Genomic DNA, 16,541 nt, shown 5'->3' on the forward strand with positions numbered 1-16,541 from the left:
AAATTAGTCGGAATACTTAATTAAAAAATGTGAAATTTGTTTTTCTTTAATAATGTCTAAAAGTATGACATAATTTTCACAGATTAGCGGGAAAAATAACCCTATTCATTGGATCGAAATCGAATGATGACGAACGTGTCAATGTGAAAGAAAACTAGAGGTGAAGAAATGGAAAGATTACAAAAGGTCATTGCCTATGCAGGCGTTGCATCAAGGCGCAAGGCAGAGCAATTGATTTTAGAAGGTAAAGTTAAAGTAAATGGTGTAGTGGTTCGTGAGTTAGGAACAAAGGTATCTAATTCCGATACAATTGAAGTAGAAGGTGTGAAATTAGAAAAAGAAGATAAGGTATATTTCTTACTTTACAAACCACGTGGAACAATTTCTGCAGTTACAGACGATAAAGGACGCAAAACTGTCACAGATTTATTTCATCATATTCCGCAACGTATTTTCCCAGTTGGTCGTCTTGATTATGATACATCTGGATTATTGCTATTGACAAATGATGGAGAATTTTCCTATATGTTGACACATCCGAAATTTAAAATTGACAAAACATATATCGCTCGTGTCAAAGGTGTGCCAACAATTGAAGGACTTAAAAAGCTTCAACGTGGGATCAAATTAGAAGATGGTAAGACAGCACCTGCTAAGGTAAGCATGACATCTTTCGATGAAAAAGCGGGCAAAGCTATTTGCGAAATTACGATTCATGAAGGGCGCAATCGCCAAGTTCGTCGTATGTTTGAAGCGATTGGAACACCCGTTGTTAAATTAAAACGCGAACGCTTTGCTTTCTTAGATTTATTTGGCCTTACTCCAGGAGAATACCGTGAATTATCAAAGCATGAAGTAAAGCAACTACGTGTGTTAGCAGAAACAGGAAAGCTTGATTAATGCAATTTTGCCAGAAGAAAGTGTGGATACCACAAGAGGTATTTGGATGTTTACACTTTCTTTGTGGTGAAATCGTTCATAAATCATTCATAATTAATAGCTAAGTGTTTTTGTATCATTTTGCTATAATAGGTGAGAATAGTACACCTAGTAGCAGTTTGTTCAAAAAAGCTGTAACACATTTAATCCGGTATTGTTGACGTCAATGTGAAAGAAGCTTTTACATATTTATAGACGTATAGAGAGTGAAAAAGTTCTATTTGTTTCTTCAATATGTAAAAGCAACGCAAGCCGTAATTGATAGGGGGTTTATTAACTTGGAGAAAAAGAAAAAACGTCTTGTACTGCGAACTGTCATTTTAGCTGTGTTAGCGTTGGCAATCGGGTACACAGTATATGGAACAGCAACAAAGGAAAAAGTAGAGTTAGTAGCAGTAGGCTCTGAGGCACCTGACTTCACGTTAGTAGATTTAAACGGTGAAAAACATAAATTGTCGGATTATAAAGGGCAAGGGGTATTTTTAAATTTCTGGGGAACTTGGTGTAAGCCTTGTGAGAAGGAAATGCCCGCAATGGACAATCAGTATCAAGAATTTAAAGATCACGGTGTACAAACATTAGCTGTCAATATTGCTCAAACAGATTTTGAAGTACAGAATTTTGTCGATCGATATGGGTTGTCATTTCCAGTAGTTATCGACAAAACAAAAAGTGTTATGACTGCTTATAATGTAGGACAATTACCTGCAACAGTGTTAATTGATCCAGAAGGCAAAGTGGCCAAAATTATTACAGGTGAAATGACGGAGAAAGATATTGCTTCGTACATGGAATTAGTGAAGCCAAATAAGGAGTAAATGACGATGGAAAAAATCATTTGTGCTTGTGGTCATAGTAATCCATACGGCACGAAGCTTTGTGAGAAATGTGGTCGTCCTTTAACCGAAGAAGAAAAACAAAATAAAGTTGTTGATATGCGCTATGATGGTATGGCCATTCGCTCCAAAACATATAACAAATCATTTGTTGATAAAATATGGAATTTCTTCTCAAGTGTTAAAGTTGGTATATCCTTAATTATTATCACATTAATTGCTGCTTCAGTCGGAACATTACTACCGCAAGAGTTTTACGTAAAAGCTTCTGATATGGAGAAGGGGGCTTATTACGCAGACGTATATGGTACATTCGGTAAAATCTATTATACGTTGGGGCTTTCGGATTTATATAGCTCATGGTGGTTCCAGATTTTAGTTGGTATGCTAGCAGTTTCAATTATAGTGGCAAGTCTTGACCGAGGCATTCCACTTTATAAATCATTAAAGAATCAACGTGTTAAAAGACATGAAAGCTTTATGAAGCGTCAGCGCATTGTTGCAGAAGGACAAGTGTCAGCGAGTGCGGAGGAAACGCTTGATAAAGTGGCTCAAAAAATGACTGAGATGAAGTATTCTGTTCGTCGAGATGGTAGCGCTCTCTTAGCTGAAAAAGGACGCTTTTCTCGTTACGGTCCGTACATAAACCATGTAGGTCTCATCATTTTTTTAGGTGGGGTCATGCTACGTCTAGTTCCAGGCTTCTATGTTGATGAATCGATATGGGTGCGTGAAGGTGAAACACGAGCTATCACTGGAATGGAAGGCTATTTCATTGAAAACCGTGACTTTATTTTAGAAACACATGATAATACACCACAAGGTGAGCAAGTTAAACAGGGTGTGAATGTAGTGGCTAAAAACTTCCAGACCGATATTACACTTTACAAGCAACCTGAAGATGCATTGCCTGGGGATACGGAAAATCTAGAAAAAGTAAAAGACTATTCTATTCGTGTAAACCATCCTTTGAAAGAAGATGGCTTTGCCCTTTACCAGATGGATTATCGTCTAAATGAATTAAAACAGATGAACTTTGAATTAATTAATAAGACGACAGAGAAATCATTAGGTAAGGTAGAGATTGATTTAACAAATCCTAAAAAAGAATATGATTTAGGGAATGGTTCATCCGTTCAAATTCTTGTCTATACACCTGATTTTGATGGATTTGAAAATGGAGAACCTCAGACTAAAACGTCTATTCCAAATAATCCTGCATTTTTATTTAAAATGACTACACCAGAAACTCCTGAAGGAGAAGTAAGCTTTGTTGAAATTATGCAGCCTCCTTTAGAACCACTGGGTGAAAATAAATACAGAATGAAATTTGCTAGTGCAGAGATGCGTGATATGTCAGGTATTACGGTGCGAAAAGATAGTACCATCCCTATTCTGTTTGTTGGTGGGGTCATCTTTATGATCGGTGTTGCCATTGGCTCTTACTGGAATCATCGTCGTTTATGGCTTCAAGTGGAGCCAGACGGCCGTGTGTTAATGGCTGCCCATGTCAACAAAAATATGTTCAGCATGAAAAAGGATTTAGATGCTGTTACAACATTTGCTGCATTGCCTCCGTATAAAGATCAGTTAGAGAAAGATGAGGCTAGCGAAGAGTCCACTACTGGTGGCATTAAAGAAAAGGAAGGTGACAACACCTTATGAGTTTGATTGACTTAAGTGGAAACTTACTATTTGTAGCGTTTATTGCTTATCTAGTTGCGACATTATTATTTGGTGGTTCAATTAAGCAAGGTAATGCTACTGGTAAAAATACTGGCAAATGGGGCAAGCTTGCCATTGTGGTTACTATAATTGGTTTCCTATCACAGCTTGGCTATTTTATTACGCGTTGGATATATACAGGACATGCGCCAGTAAGTAATATGTTCGAATTTACAACTGCCTTTGGTATGTTCATTGTCGGCGCGTTTATCTTAATTTATTTTATTTATCGTTTGACGGCACTTGGATTAGTGGCATTGCCTGTTGCGCTTTTGATTATTGCTTATGCAGCAATGTTCCCGAAAGAAGTAAGTCCTTTAGTGCCTTCATTACAAAGTCATTGGTTAACAATTCACGTTATTACAGCAGCATTAGGGCAATCTATTTTAGCCATTAGTGCTGTGGCAGGACTTATTTACTTATTAAAAGTAGTAGATTTAACAAAGCCCTCTAAACAACGTTTTTGGTTAGAAGCCGTTATGTACTGTCTTGTAGTCGTTGTTGGATTTGTCGCGGTAACATCTACATTTAGTGCGATGGATTACGAGTCTAGCTATAATTATGTGGATAAAGAAGGAACTACTCGTAAAATTATTTACAATTTACCTCCAGTATTCGGTATGAATGAATATGAAGTGATAGAAGAACATGGCATGTCGCCATTAGTAGAAATGCCAGCGTTAATCAATGCTAAAAAATTAACAACCGTTGTTTGGTCATTATTGGTAGGATCTGTGTTGTATTTATTAATTCGTTTAATTGCTCGCCGTCGAATTAGTGCCATTTTCCAACCACTTGTTAAACGTGTCAATTTACAATTACTTGATGAAATTGGTTATCGTTCAGTGCTGATTGGTTTCCCTGTATTCTCCCTTGGTGCTTTAATCTTTGCGATGATTTGGGCACAAATTGCTTGGAGTCGTTTCTGGGGTTGGGATCCAAAAGAAGTATGGGCTCTTATTACATGGTTATTCTATGCAGCATTCCTGCATTTACGTCTATCAAAAGGCTGGGAAGGTCGAAAATCTGCTTGGTTAGCACTAATTGGTTTTGGGATTATTTTATTCAACCTAATTGCTGTTAACTTAATTCTTGCAGGTTTACACTCCTACGCGTAACCTGTGAAGCAACAAGCCTTTTCGCTGTAGCGAAGAGGCTTTCTTTTCTTTTCAATATGTGTCACACCATGTACAATAGAAGTTAGAGAAAGATGGAAGAGAGGGATCGTGAAAGTGTCAGAAAATATTTCAGTATTAGTAGTAGATGACGAGGATCGTATTCGCCGCTTATTAAAAATGTATCTTGAGCGAGAAGGATACCTTGTTGACGAGGCCGAAAATGGAGAACAAGCGATCGAGAAATCTTTAGAAAAAGAATATCACTGTATTTTACTTGATATTATGATGCCTGAAAAAGATGGGCTAGAAGTGTGTGCAGAAATTCGAGAGCGCGCAGCAACACCTATTATTTTATTAACTGCTAAAGGCGAAGAAGCGAACCGTGTACAAGGCTTTGAGCTTGGTGCAGATGACTATATCGTTAAACCATTTAGTCCTCGTGAGGTTGTGTTACGTGTGAAGGCTATTCTACGTCGTTCACAGGCTTTCTCACCAACGACTAATGCATCTTCTTCAAAAGATTTAGTGGTGTTCCAACACTTAATGATTGATCATGATGCACACCGTGTGACTGCAGAGGGCATTGAGGTTAATTTAACACCGAAAGAGTATGAATTGCTGTACTTTTTAGCGAAATCGCCAGACAAAGTATTTGACCGTGAACAACTACTAAAAGAGGTATGGCATTATGACTTCTTTGGTGATTTACGTACAGTGGATACACATGTAAAACGTTTACGTGAAAAACTCAACCGAGTTTCTGAAAACGCTGCTAAAATGATTGTGACGGTTTGGGGCGTTGGATACAAATTTGAGGTTGTCAATGAATAGAATATGGAATAGTGTTGTCGGGAAGCTATGGGTAACCATATTGCTTCTCGTTTCATTTGTATTATTTGTTTTCACGGTATTAATGCTGGAATTTCTTCAAAATTACCATATGCAGCAAGCAGAAATTTCATTGCGACAAACAGCAGCAACAGTAGCAAGTATAGTAGATGACAATGAAACAGCCGAATCTACCTCGGAATTATTAAAAGATATTTTACCTACAGGGACCAATGCATTGATCGCTATCAGTCATGTTGAAGTGTCCTTTGCGATGCAAGAGGGTGTCAACAAAAAAGAAATACAAGATACTATTTTAGCCAATAAATCTTTTCATGAAGTGTTTCAATCAGATGAACCGATTATTAAAGAAATGATGATGCCTTCTTCAACTGATCAAGAAAAGATGGAATCTTATGTCGTACTTGGTTTTCCCCTAAATGTTGAAAATGCAGTACATGGAGCTGTCTTCATCTACCAAAGCCCAGATGCGTTACATAAAACGTCTAAGGAAACAACGAAAATTGTCTTTTTAGCAGCCTTCATTGCATTTGTGTTGACGACATTCTTCGCATTCTTCCTTTCTTCACGGATAACTTCGCCATTAAGAAAAATGCGTGAATTAGCTTTTGAAATTGCAAAAGGGAATTTTGAAGCGAAAATGCCCACTACTCAAAATGATGAAATTGGTCAGCTTGCCGTTGCCTTCAACCAAATGGGCCGTCAATTAAAGCATAATTTAGAGGTTATCAATCAAGAAAACGAACAGCTTTCTAATATTTTGACATCTATGACAGATGCAGTGATAACATTTAATCGGGATCGTACAATATTATTAAGTAATCCACCAGCTGAACGTCTAATGCAAAAATGGTTTGTGAATAAAGGCTCACAAAGTGCAAAACCTATTCCGCCAGAGCTGTATCATATGCTTGATCATGTACTGATGTTTGAGGATAAACTAGAAGAGGAAATTGAAATGGATGGCAGCTATTATACATTTACTATTAGTCCTCTATATAGTGGTGAAATGATACGTGGCGCTGTGGCTGTTATTCGTGATATGACTGAACAGCATCGCTTGGAAAAACTAAGATCCGATTTTATTGCCAATGTCTCTCATGAGCTTCGAACACCGATTGCCATGCTTCAAGGTTACTCGGAAGCATTAATGGATGATGATTTTATTCAGGATCAGGAAGAGCGAAATGAGATTACCAAAATTATTTATGATGAATCGAAGCGAATGGGTCGCCTTGTGACAGATCTATTAGATTTGGCACGCATGGAATCAGGGCATATGACGCTTTATAAAGATGAATTACCAATTAATTCTACATTCGAACGTATTACACAAAAGTTTGCACAGGTAGCAAAAGAAAAGCATGTTCGTCTGTTGTTTGAAAGTGAATTTAATGACGAGGCCATGATTAATATAGATGAGGATCGCATTGAACAAGTGCTTACAAATTTAGTCGACAATGCCCTGAGACATACAGATGAAGGGTCTGTAACTGTGAAAATAGAGCAGGAGCCGACCTTTGCTAAAATATCTGTTCAAGATACAGGACATGGCATTCCTCAAGAGGACTTACCCTATGTCTTTGAACGTTTTTATAAAGCCGATAAGGCACGTACTCGTTCCAAGGGTGGAACTGGTCTTGGCTTAGCCATTGCTAGAAATATTGTGAAGGCTCACTCAGGTAATATAATGGTAGACAGTGTGTTGAAAGAGGGTACGACCTTCACGTTTTATTTACCGTTCGATTAATAACAAGTATTGCTATTAATTGGCTGTAACTTCTATGAATGTAAGACGACAAATATTATAGAACGGGGGTGGAGTGCTTTGAATGACTCCGTGTTCCATCGACTATACGATGCATATCACCAAGACGTGTTTCAGTTTTTAATATATTTAGTAAAAAACCGTACACTTGCCGAAGATTTAGCACATGAAGTTTATGTACGAGTGTTGCGCTCATATGATCAATTTGCAGGCAATAGTAGTGAGAAAACTTGGCTATTTGCTATTGCTAAAAATGTAGCGATTGATCATTTTAGAAAGCAAGCTGTACGTCAAAAGCATTCACATGATTTCTTTGACTGGGAAACGGAACAGCTCCATTCAACCACACCATCACCGGAAGATATGCTACAGGCCAGTGATGAATTTATGCAGGTAGAATCAGCACTTGAAAACTGTACAGGCGACCAAAAAATGGTCATTATTATGCGCTATTTTCAAGATTTATCGATTGCAGAAACAGCGCAAATACTAGATTGGACAGAAGCTAAGGTAAAAACGACCCAGCATCGAGCCATTAAATTTTTAAGGCAACAGCTACAGCCGATTAGAGAACAGGAGGCGAAACGGCAATGACGCATAAGCCATTTGATGATGAACAGCTTGAACATGTCTTGAACAATGCCCCTAAGCTTTCTGACCGCCGTTCAAAAGAAGAAATATTAAATCGGTTAATGGCAGATGCTCGCTTGCAGGATAATAGTCACCTTCAAGAAGCGATACAACAACCCATAGAGAATGAAGAAGCACAACAAGAAAGTAAACCTTTAATTCAAGATGAACGACCATCACGATTTAAGTTCCGTAAAATGTCGATTTTTACGAGTGTAGCAGCAGTTTTCGCGATAACGGTACTCGTTGGCTTCATGTTGATGAATAATGACGCTAGCCAAAAAGATTTAGCTAGTACGCCAGAAACGGCTAATTACTCTACGTTACAGGAAGATCGTTCTGCCAAAGAAGCAGCTACCCAGGATGAGGCACTTCAATCCAGTATTGTATCGGAGCATGAGCGTATGTTATCTTTACGGTCATCTGTCTATGAGGAAGATGTGAAAGATGCTGTCGTATTTCGTATTGGTTTGGCAGGACGCGATGCAGAAAGTGTCCCAATGACATATGTGATACCAAATGAGCGTGTAGCAACTGATTTTGGAACAGAAAAACCTTCTACCTTACAGATGTATGAAAAATATGCTCCTCAAATAGATGAAGAAGCCAAAGGGTTTACGGATTATCATCCATTTAAAGGTGAACTGAAGGAGAAGGAAGACAAGCTTGTCCACGTTTTACCAAAGGACAATGACTATGATATTGCATCAGCTACCGTTAATGAGTACAAAGGGACTTTAGAGGATACCTTCTCGGATTCTGAATATACGGAAGTTGAGATTCAAAATGAAGATGGCACACCTTATGAGTTTTCTCAAGAGGGTGAGCCAAGTCAAGCCATGTCATTAACAAACGCCAAGCATTTTAATTATTACTTATACCAAGATGAGAATGGGGCAGAATATCTGTCACCAGATTTCCGTCAAACATTTGCTAATATTACAGAAGCACTTACACTAATGAAAAACAAAAATGATGATGTTTATGTAACAGTGGTTCCTGAAAACGTAACATATACCGTGAAAGAGGAAGCGGAAGGTGTAGTCGTAACATTCGACATTCCCTTAGATTTAGCATCGATGGAGCCAATTCGCGCTACCCAATTGATTGAAGCGATGATGTTAACTGCTGCTAGCTTTGACCAACAATTACGCTTAGATAATGTGGTCCAAGAAAGTTGGGAAGGATTCGATTTAAAAAATTATTTGCCAAAGCCTGTGGGGCCAAATAAACAATATATGCCTTAGGCAGAATCAAAAATGGAGCATTCCTGTAACATGGAATGCTCCATTTTTACAATACATACAAATCTAATCGGATTTTTTTAAGCAGAACTGTTTACTTTTTCTTGATAATTAATTATAGTAAGGTTGTAGTATAAAATAATATGATTCATCTTCGGGGCAGGGTGAAAATCCCGACCGGCGGTAATAGAGTGGTGAACCGTTAATGTTTCCATTAACTCGAATGGTTTATGCTTCGCTCTTCAGCCCGCGACCTGTGCAAATTTATTTGCATGGCTGACTTGGTGTGATTCCGAGGCCGACAGTTAAAGTCTGGATGGGAGAAGATGGAGGTACGATCGTCATTCATTGTTATGAAATAAACTATAAACGAGCGCTTTTTTGTATGGCTTTTTAAACGGTGCTCAAAAATAGTTTAAATTGACGCTTATTCGTCATGCCTTTCTCCCTTGTGCTCTTCATGCATAAGGGTTTTTTGTGCTAACATTGAAAGATCGTCACCTTTCTTCTTGCGAGATTGAATCAGCAAAGAGGAGAGAGTTTTCTATGAAGAAAAATGTTAAACTTCAATCGTTTATTACGATTGGCATGCTGAGCAGTATTTCGTTTTTATTAATGCTTTTTAATTTTCCAATTCCACCATTTCCAGCATTCTTGGAAGTCGACTTTAGTGATATGCCTGCATTAATAGCAGCCATCACAATGGGGCCTGTAGCTGGTATTTTAGTAGAATTATTTAAAAATGTATTGGATTGGATTTTCTCTGGAACGCCAACAGGTGTGCCAGTAGGTCATATTGCCAACTTTGCAACAGGTATTTTATTTATTTTGCCAGTAAGCCTTATTTTTAATCGCTTTAAAACAATTGCTGGTCTTGTTGGAGGTTTAGCGACAGGAACAGTCGTAATGGCAGTAGGCATGAGTATTTTAAACTACGCTGTATTTTTACCGATGTACACATACTTCTTAGGAATGGAACCTGTTGTAGGTGACTCACTTTATAAAATGATTATCGCTGGGATTTTACCATTTAACATTGTAAAAGGTATTTTATTAACGGCTATTATGGCGTTTTTATTTACTACTATGCGCAAGTGGATCGACCGCCAGCGTTCTATCTATATAACAAAATAATTTTTACTAACCTCGGGTGAACATACCTGAGGTTTTTTGTTGGAAGGAATGATGGATAGAGAAAGGTGTGAAGAATAATAAATATAGAAAAAAGTAATAGGGTAAAACAGCTAACTAGTACTTTATAAGTATAATCTAGTCGAAAGCTATATTTTCATGTAAAATAGAGAAGAGTTTAGAATGTTTGAGGAGTTTGAAGAGATGAGTGGAAAAAAAGGACAGTGGTCTAGTAAATTAGGTTTTATTTTAGCATCAGCTGGTGCGGCGATCGGACTAGGAGCAATTTGGAAACTTCCCTATGTAACGGGACAAAGTGGTGGAGGAGCATTTTTCCTTATCTTTGTGTTATTTACCTTGTTAATAGGACTACCAATGTTATTGTCCGAGTATGTGTTAGGACGTGGTACACAATCCGAGGCTGTAACAGCGTATAAAAAAATTGCCCCAACTAAGCCAGGCTGGGCTTGGATTGGTCGAATGGGCGTGCTAGGCTGTTTTTTATTATTAACTTTTTATAGCGTAGTCGGAGGTTGGATCTTTATTTATAGCGGGCTAGGTGTAGCTGGCGCGGTAATTGATCCAGCAGTAGATCCAGCTGAATTATTTGGAAAAATTATAGGCACGCCATGGATTACACTAGTTGGTCTAGTGTTGTTTACATTAGCCAACGTACTTGTGATTTCATTAGGTGTACAAAATGGGATTGAAAAAGCCAATAAATGGATGATGCCGTTACTTTTCATAATGTTCATTGTCCTTGTTGTGCGTGCTGTTACATTAGATGGGGCAATGGAAGGGGTAAAATTCTTCTTATGGCCTGATTTCTCGAATATTACGGGTAAGGCATTATTAGAAGCCCTCGGGCAATCGTTCTTTGGGTTAGCAGTTGGCTTTTCTTGTCTAGTTACATATAGCTCTTATCTAAAAAAAGATGTCAGTCTTCCGAATTCAGCAGGTTCTGTAGTGTTGTTAACCGTGCTCGTTTCATTTTTAGCAGGTTTAGCGATTTTCCCTGTTGTGTTCGCCTTTGATTTAGAGCCAGCAGCGGGTCCAGGTTTGCTATTTATGGTACTACCAACAGCATTTAGTCAAATGCCATTCGGTGAAGTGTTTTTAGCCATGTTTTTATTGCTATTTTTATTTGCTACATTAACGTCATCATTTAGTTTATATGAGATTATCGTCGCAGCATTTATGGAGCATAGTCAGAAATCCCGTCCCATGTGGACACTTATACTTGGTATAGTCGTATTTATTGCAGCTATTCCAGCAGCGCTTTCTTCGAGTGTTTTATCGGATATAATGATTTTCGAGAAAAGTATCTTTGATGCAACCGATTTTTTAGTGTCGAATATCATGCTTCCACTAGGGAATTTATTCATTGCTATTTTTATTGCCTATGTAGTAGATAAAGAATTTGTGAAGAGAGAATTGCTAACGGGTAGTCAAATGGGACAAGGGTATTATTCGACATATCGTATGTTAATGTTAGTTGTTGTACCGTTTATCATTCTAGTTGTGTTTGTTAATATGCTACTGCAGTATTAAAGAAAAAGAAAAGGGTGTATTCCATAATAGGAAATACACCTTTTCTTAGTGTTACAAAACAAAACAAAACAGTCAATTGAAAGGTAGAAATGGATTTCTGTTGCTGGCTGCATGCTTTTCTATGGACGAGCGCCGAACTGCTTCCGCTCCATGTAGGGGCTCGCCTGTCTAGTTATCCCATGGAAGTCAAATACCTTCCACTTCAATCCAAAAAACTAATCTTTTTAGCGAAGGTTTTATAAAGTATAAGAGTTCATTACTCTTTATGAAGAGGTGTTGTCACTCAGCACTTCACTTCACCACATTGAAAATAAGAGCCTATCTCCTCTAAGAATACAGATAATGGGTAGATTTGATCGCTATGCTACTATGAGGTAAAGCCTGCTTTGTAGAATGGTTGATAGCGTCACTCCTATGGGATTTAACGGCTCATCGGACGCCCTCCTGGAAAGGACGCTGGCAGAACGGAAATCAACCTCTCGCCTTGTAAAGTTACTATTTCTACCGTTGACATCTTCTTTTTTAACAACATAAAAAGGTGTATTCCGTTAATAGGAATACACCTTTTATTATGCTTATAGAGATTAATAATCGTTAAGTGATAGTTCACCTAGCCAATCTTCTTTAATAATCTTCCTTGCTTGTTCTTCACTTTCGGCAATAGGGAATACTTTATCAACCTGTGAAATAGCGAATAAGTTGCGAATGAAATCATCGACGACAATAATGGCGATTTTCTTATCTTTTACAGACACCTTCTTAGCAAAATTAACGATCATCCCGAATCCAGTACTATCAATATTTGTTACCCTTTGCATATCGATAATGTATCCGTGTTTTGTGTCTAAGCTAAGTGTTTGCAGCTCTGACTTTATTTCTTCAATCATCCCGTATTCTAAATCGCCTGTAAACGCAATCACAATATAATCAGCCTTTGTGTCAATACTCATTGCAATTTTCTTCTGATTCATCCTATAGCGCCTCCATTTTTCTTTTCTTGTTTGGGGATTTATTCAAACTTAAATTTATTCACTTCATTTTGTAATTTATCAGCAATTGATGATAACTCATCTGAGCTTTGTGTAATTTCGGCAACAGTCGCATATTGCTCTTCTGAGGTTGCGGCAATCTCTTCTGTAGCTGCTGCAGCGTCCTCGATGATGCGAGAAATATCTTGAATGGCTTGTTGCACATCTAGGGAGTTGTCGTTAACATGTGTAAATGCCACTTTCATTTGTTCGACACCTTCTTCAGTTTCGACCACTTTCTCCACGATTTCTTTTAAGGCACTTCCACCTTTATTAATGATCGTTACTTGCTCCTCAACAGCTAGTAAATTACTTTCCATTGTCCGTACAGTCACAGAAGTTTCCGCTTGGATATCATTAATAAGATTAGTAATTTGTCCAGCTGCTAAACTTGACTGTTCAGCTAACTGACGAACCTCTGATGCAACGACAGCAAAACCTTTTCCTTGATCACCTGCTCGTGCCGCCTCGATGGCCGCATTGAGTGCTAACAGATTTGTTTGTTCTGCGATGCCAGTAATAACGGTAATAATACCACCAATTTCTTCTGAGCGCTTTCCTAATTTTTGGATAGAATCAGTTGCATAAGACACTGTTTTCGTAACATCACTTAGATGCATAATCGCTTCGGTGATGGCTTCTTCTCCTTTACGTGCGATATGAGTGGACTCGATAGCACTGTTTAAAGTGATTTCGGCTTTTTGTAAGCTCTTTGATACTTCCTCAATCGTTTTTTGCATCATTGAAACTATTCGTTCAGCCTGATCAGATTGAGTGGTAGTACCAACGGCGATTTCATTCATTGTTAGTGCAATCTGATTAGATGCTTCGCTTGTTTGATGAGATGATTCTGCCAAAGTGTGTGACGACTTTGCAATTTGATGTGCACTACCAGCCACAATCTTTATCGTCTCTGTTAAATGATTTTTCATACTACTAAATGCACGTGCTAATTCAGCGATTTCGTCTTTGCCTTTAGGGTTTAACAGTTTAACATTTAAATTTAGGTCTGCTAGTTCCTTGGCATTGGTACTTAGAATGTTAATAGGATTAACAATTTGCTTTTGTAAGAACCAACTAATTCCTCCGATCATTACAATGGCGATCACTAAGGAAATCGCTACATTCTCCAGTGCAGATTTTGTGGCAATGCCTATATAAGGAGCGGTAGGGACAGCGGTTGCCCATACACCGATAACCTCGCCTTGACTATTTACAATCGGATCATAGGCTGCTTGATGCAAACTTCCTAAGACATTGGCAGAACCGATAAAGCGTTTTTTTTCTCCCAGTACAACAGTAGCAACCTCGTCAGAAACCTTTGTATTTAAAGCGCGTTGACCATTATCCACTATATTGGTACTTATACGCGTATCGTTTTGAAAGATGGATACAGCATTTCCATTTGTGAGTTCTCCAACTTTATCAGCTACCTCAAAGTTTTCTACCATATTGATATCGCCCTTATAGAGTTGGTTGTTTTTAATGGACCATTCTCCAGGATATTTAGCGTCTAAATATTCATAGCTCAACTGTATATCTGATAAAAGCTTTGTATCAGCACTTTCTAATAGATTGTTCTTGGCAACAAAAAAATTGACTCCTGCTAAAAGGGAAGTAAGTAAAATAATACAACCAAATATAAGCAGATTCATTTTCTTTCGTATAGATAACTTCATTAAAACGCCCCCAATTTTACGTTTACTTTTATAGATGAATCTTTTTGGAAATACCAACTAAAAATTTTGTTTCAGAAATATTTTCGAACCAAATATGGTCGACCATATTTTTGACAAAAAATAACCCGCGTCCACGATCAGCATAATCAAGTTTGTCTAAATCGAATTGAAGAACTTTGTCCCAGTCCTTTTCGTCAATGCCTTTTGCTTCGTCAGTGACTGTTATTTTTATTTCTTCGTTTGATGGAGTTACATGTATTTGAATCTCCTTTTGAGCGGGTATATCAATTTTTCCCATAGCCTCTACGGCATTGATGACTAGTTCATGAACAACAAATCTTAACTCTCGTTTATAAGGTAGATTATATAAATCTGTATAATTCTCCATAACTTGATCAATAAAGGCTATAGCTTGTGTATCAGGATTTACATTGAGTGTGAATTCCATCTTCAATCACCTACCCTTTAATGTAATTGTTATTGAAACGACTGTGATGTCATCGCTGTAATCATTATCAAATAAATTGTACTTTTGAGAAAATTTTTGTAGTGCATAGCTGTTATCCTGTGAAGCATAAGTGTAGAAAAAGTCCATATCAATTGAGTTTTGCTCGTTCAATGTTAATAATCCATCCGTATAAAGAATAATACGATGCCAGCCTGATAAAGGTATTGTTTTTTTATTTATTTGAATAGTAGGGAATAGTCCGAGGATAGGCGTATTCGCTGGGAGGAAGACTGTTTCTCCATATTTTCCAAATAAAAAGCCAGAAGGGTGAGCCGCATTCACATAGTGCAAAGTGCCGTTTTTTGTATCGAGAAGTATGTAGATTGCTGTCATTAAAAAACGGTCCATATCTTCATCAGAAAATAGCTCGTAAATTTGGCGGTTAAGTTCTTGGATTACGGCTACTGGATCAATTAACTTAGTAATTATTCCTTTTAATAATGATCTGATGGACATAGTAACGAGTGATGCAGCTATGCCATGCCCCATTGCATCGTACAGAAGAATGGCGGTTAAATGGTCATTAATCTTAAACCAGCAGTACATGTCACCTCCTAGTGTATTGGATGTTACATAAAGACCATCAACCTGTATTTGCTCAAGATTTAATGGAGGAGATAGTGCGTTCTTTTGGAATTTTTTTGCAATAAACAAATCTTTTTGAATCATACTTTCTTGCTGCTTTCGAAGTTTGGCTTCCCTCTGATATTTTAAGGCTACTTGAATTCGAGTCTTAAAATGAGTAAAATCAAACGGCTTTAAAATAAAGTCGAAAATGCCTGCTTCAAAAACCCTATCGATTGTTATGTTTTTTTCGTAGGTAGTAGATAGTAGGATAGGGACATCTATCCAATTTTTAAGTGCATGAATGTGCTGACAAATTTCCTCGCAATTGCTGAGTGTCATTTTCGTGTCAAGTACGATTAATTCCAGCTCATCTTTCAAAGCTGAATCTACTAAATAGTTCATTGCTGCTTCCGTTGTTGAAAAGCAATGAATATTGGGGATGCTGATACGATGAAAATACTTTTGCAGACGTAGCACATCATTACTTACGCTGCCAATAATTAATACTGACATGCCTACTTAATTCACCGCCTTATGTATCTATAACTAAATATTTCCTGGAAGCCAACATAATGATTTCTAACCATAATTATATACTCCGTATTTACTTATAATATGAATAAATTAAAATTCTAATTTGCTATAAATTTACCAATAAATATCGCATTATACAAGGCTTTTGTGATATAAAGTAAAACTTAATCAATAGGATTTTTGACATCTTGGTTCTTGGATAGGGTTCACGGGTTATCTTTTTAACGATGTTCTTGATATATCTCCATTTGATGCATGTAGAAGTAGTGAATGCTTCGTCTCGTCATGATATAGGCTGTTTATTTTTAGAATGACGAAGAATTTTTATAAGACTAAAGGCCTTTTGTAGAAAGTGGTAGTTTTGCCCTTTTTTAAAGATGAAAGATCTCGCTATTTGAGATGGAAATAGGGTAAGAAAAATTAATCTAAAATAA

14 protein-coding genes and 1 riboswitch are annotated in these 16,541 nt (G+C 37.5%); of the genes, 10 read left to right on the top strand and 4 right to left on the bottom strand.

The window, feature by feature from the left end:
* The first annotated feature begins 168 nt into the window (after window positions 1-168).
* The 10 genes from L6W14_RS05865 to L6W14_RS05910 all read left to right on the top strand — a co-directional run bounded on the left by L6W14_RS05865 (window position 169) and on the right by L6W14_RS05910 (window position 11,791).
* Window positions 169-900 carry a pseudouridine synthase gene (locus L6W14_RS05865; protein WP_131519534.1) on the top strand — a complete coding sequence of 244 codons (732 nt, stop codon included), beginning with the start codon at window positions 169-171 and terminating at the stop codon, window positions 898-900.
* Between the two features lie 317 nt (window positions 901-1,217).
* Window positions 1,218-1,757, top strand: a complete 540-nt coding sequence (gene resA / locus L6W14_RS05870) for a thiol-disulfide oxidoreductase ResA (protein WP_004232210.1) — start codon at window positions 1,218-1,220, stop codon at window positions 1,755-1,757.
* Between the two features lie 6 nt (window positions 1,758-1,763).
* The gene (locus L6W14_RS05875) at window positions 1,764-3,440 is read left to right on the top strand and encodes a cytochrome c biogenesis protein ResB (protein WP_131519535.1); all 1,677 of its coding nucleotides are present in this window, start codon (window positions 1,764-1,766) and stop codon (window positions 3,438-3,440) included.
* Window positions 3,437-4,618: a c-type cytochrome biogenesis protein CcsB gene (ccsB, locus tag L6W14_RS05880; protein WP_048391290.1), complete on the top strand. Its 1,182-nt coding sequence runs from the start codon at window positions 3,437-3,439 to the stop codon at window positions 4,616-4,618. Before L6W14_RS05875 ends, ccsB begins: the two co-directional genes overlap by 4 nt.
* 114 nt (window positions 4,619-4,732) lie before the next feature.
* Complete coding sequence (locus tag L6W14_RS05885) at window positions 4,733-5,449, top strand: response regulator transcription factor (protein ID WP_004232215.1); 717 nt, start codon at window positions 4,733-4,735, stop codon at window positions 5,447-5,449.
* On the top strand, window positions 5,442-7,217 hold the full coding sequence (locus tag L6W14_RS05890; protein ID WP_131519536.1) for an ATP-binding protein: 1,776 nt from the start codon (window positions 5,442-5,444) through the stop codon (window positions 7,215-7,217). The genes L6W14_RS05885 and L6W14_RS05890 overlap by 8 nt, the downstream gene beginning before the upstream one ends.
* Before the next feature lie 78 nt (window positions 7,218-7,295).
* A complete protein-coding gene (sigX, locus tag L6W14_RS05895) occupies window positions 7,296-7,829 on the top strand; it encodes an RNA polymerase sigma factor SigX (protein WP_009370717.1) in 534 nt (177 codons plus the stop codon).
* Window positions 7,826-9,112, top strand: a complete 1,287-nt coding sequence (locus tag L6W14_RS05900; RefSeq protein WP_237899823.1) for an RNA polymerase subunit sigma — start codon at window positions 7,826-7,828, stop codon at window positions 9,110-9,112. Before sigX ends, L6W14_RS05900 begins: the two co-directional genes overlap by 4 nt.
* A gap of 143 nt (window positions 9,113-9,255) precedes the next feature.
* Window positions 9,256-9,441, top strand: a riboswitch (FMN riboswitch).
* Window positions 9,442-9,655: 214 nt separating this feature from the next.
* Window positions 9,656-10,243 (top strand): ECF transporter S component, encoded by a 588-nt coding sequence (locus tag L6W14_RS05905; RefSeq protein ID WP_036080135.1) that lies wholly within the window; start codon window positions 9,656-9,658, stop codon window positions 10,241-10,243.
* Between the two features lie 201 nt (window positions 10,244-10,444).
* Window positions 10,445-11,791: a sodium-dependent transporter gene (locus L6W14_RS05910; protein WP_227744820.1), complete on the top strand. Its 1,347-nt coding sequence runs from the start codon at window positions 10,445-10,447 to the stop codon at window positions 11,789-11,791.
* Window positions 11,792-12,375: 584 nt separating this feature from the next.
* On the opposite strand, the gene L6W14_RS05915 is transcribed toward L6W14_RS05910, so the two are convergent.
* Genes L6W14_RS05915 through L6W14_RS05930 form a run of 4 tightly spaced genes read right to left on the bottom strand, consistent with a single transcriptional unit; the run spans window position 12,376 to window position 16,086 of the window.
* Window positions 12,376-12,762 carry an STAS domain-containing protein gene (locus L6W14_RS05915; protein WP_237899825.1) on the bottom strand — a complete coding sequence of 129 codons (387 nt, stop codon included), beginning with the start codon at window positions 12,760-12,762 and terminating at the stop codon, window positions 12,376-12,378.
* Window positions 12,763-12,800: 38 nt separating this feature from the next.
* Entirely contained in the window at window positions 12,801-14,498 is a 1,698-nt protein-coding gene (locus L6W14_RS05920) for a methyl-accepting chemotaxis protein (RefSeq protein ID WP_131519539.1), read from the bottom strand.
* Between the two features lie 28 nt (window positions 14,499-14,526).
* Window positions 14,527-14,946, bottom strand: coding sequence for an ATP-binding protein (locus tag L6W14_RS05925; protein ID WP_131519540.1), 420 nt, complete (start codon window positions 14,944-14,946; stop codon window positions 14,527-14,529).
* Between the two features lie 6 nt (window positions 14,947-14,952).
* Window positions 14,953-16,086, bottom strand: a complete 1,134-nt coding sequence (locus L6W14_RS05930; protein WP_131519541.1) for a SpoIIE family protein phosphatase — start codon at window positions 16,084-16,086, stop codon at window positions 14,953-14,955.
* Window positions 16,087-16,541: the final 455 nt, after the last annotated feature.

The organism is Lysinibacillus sp. ACHW1.5, from assembly GCF_022014815.1.
GTDB lineage: Bacteria > Bacillota > Bacilli > Bacillales_A > Planococcaceae > Lysinibacillus > Lysinibacillus capsici.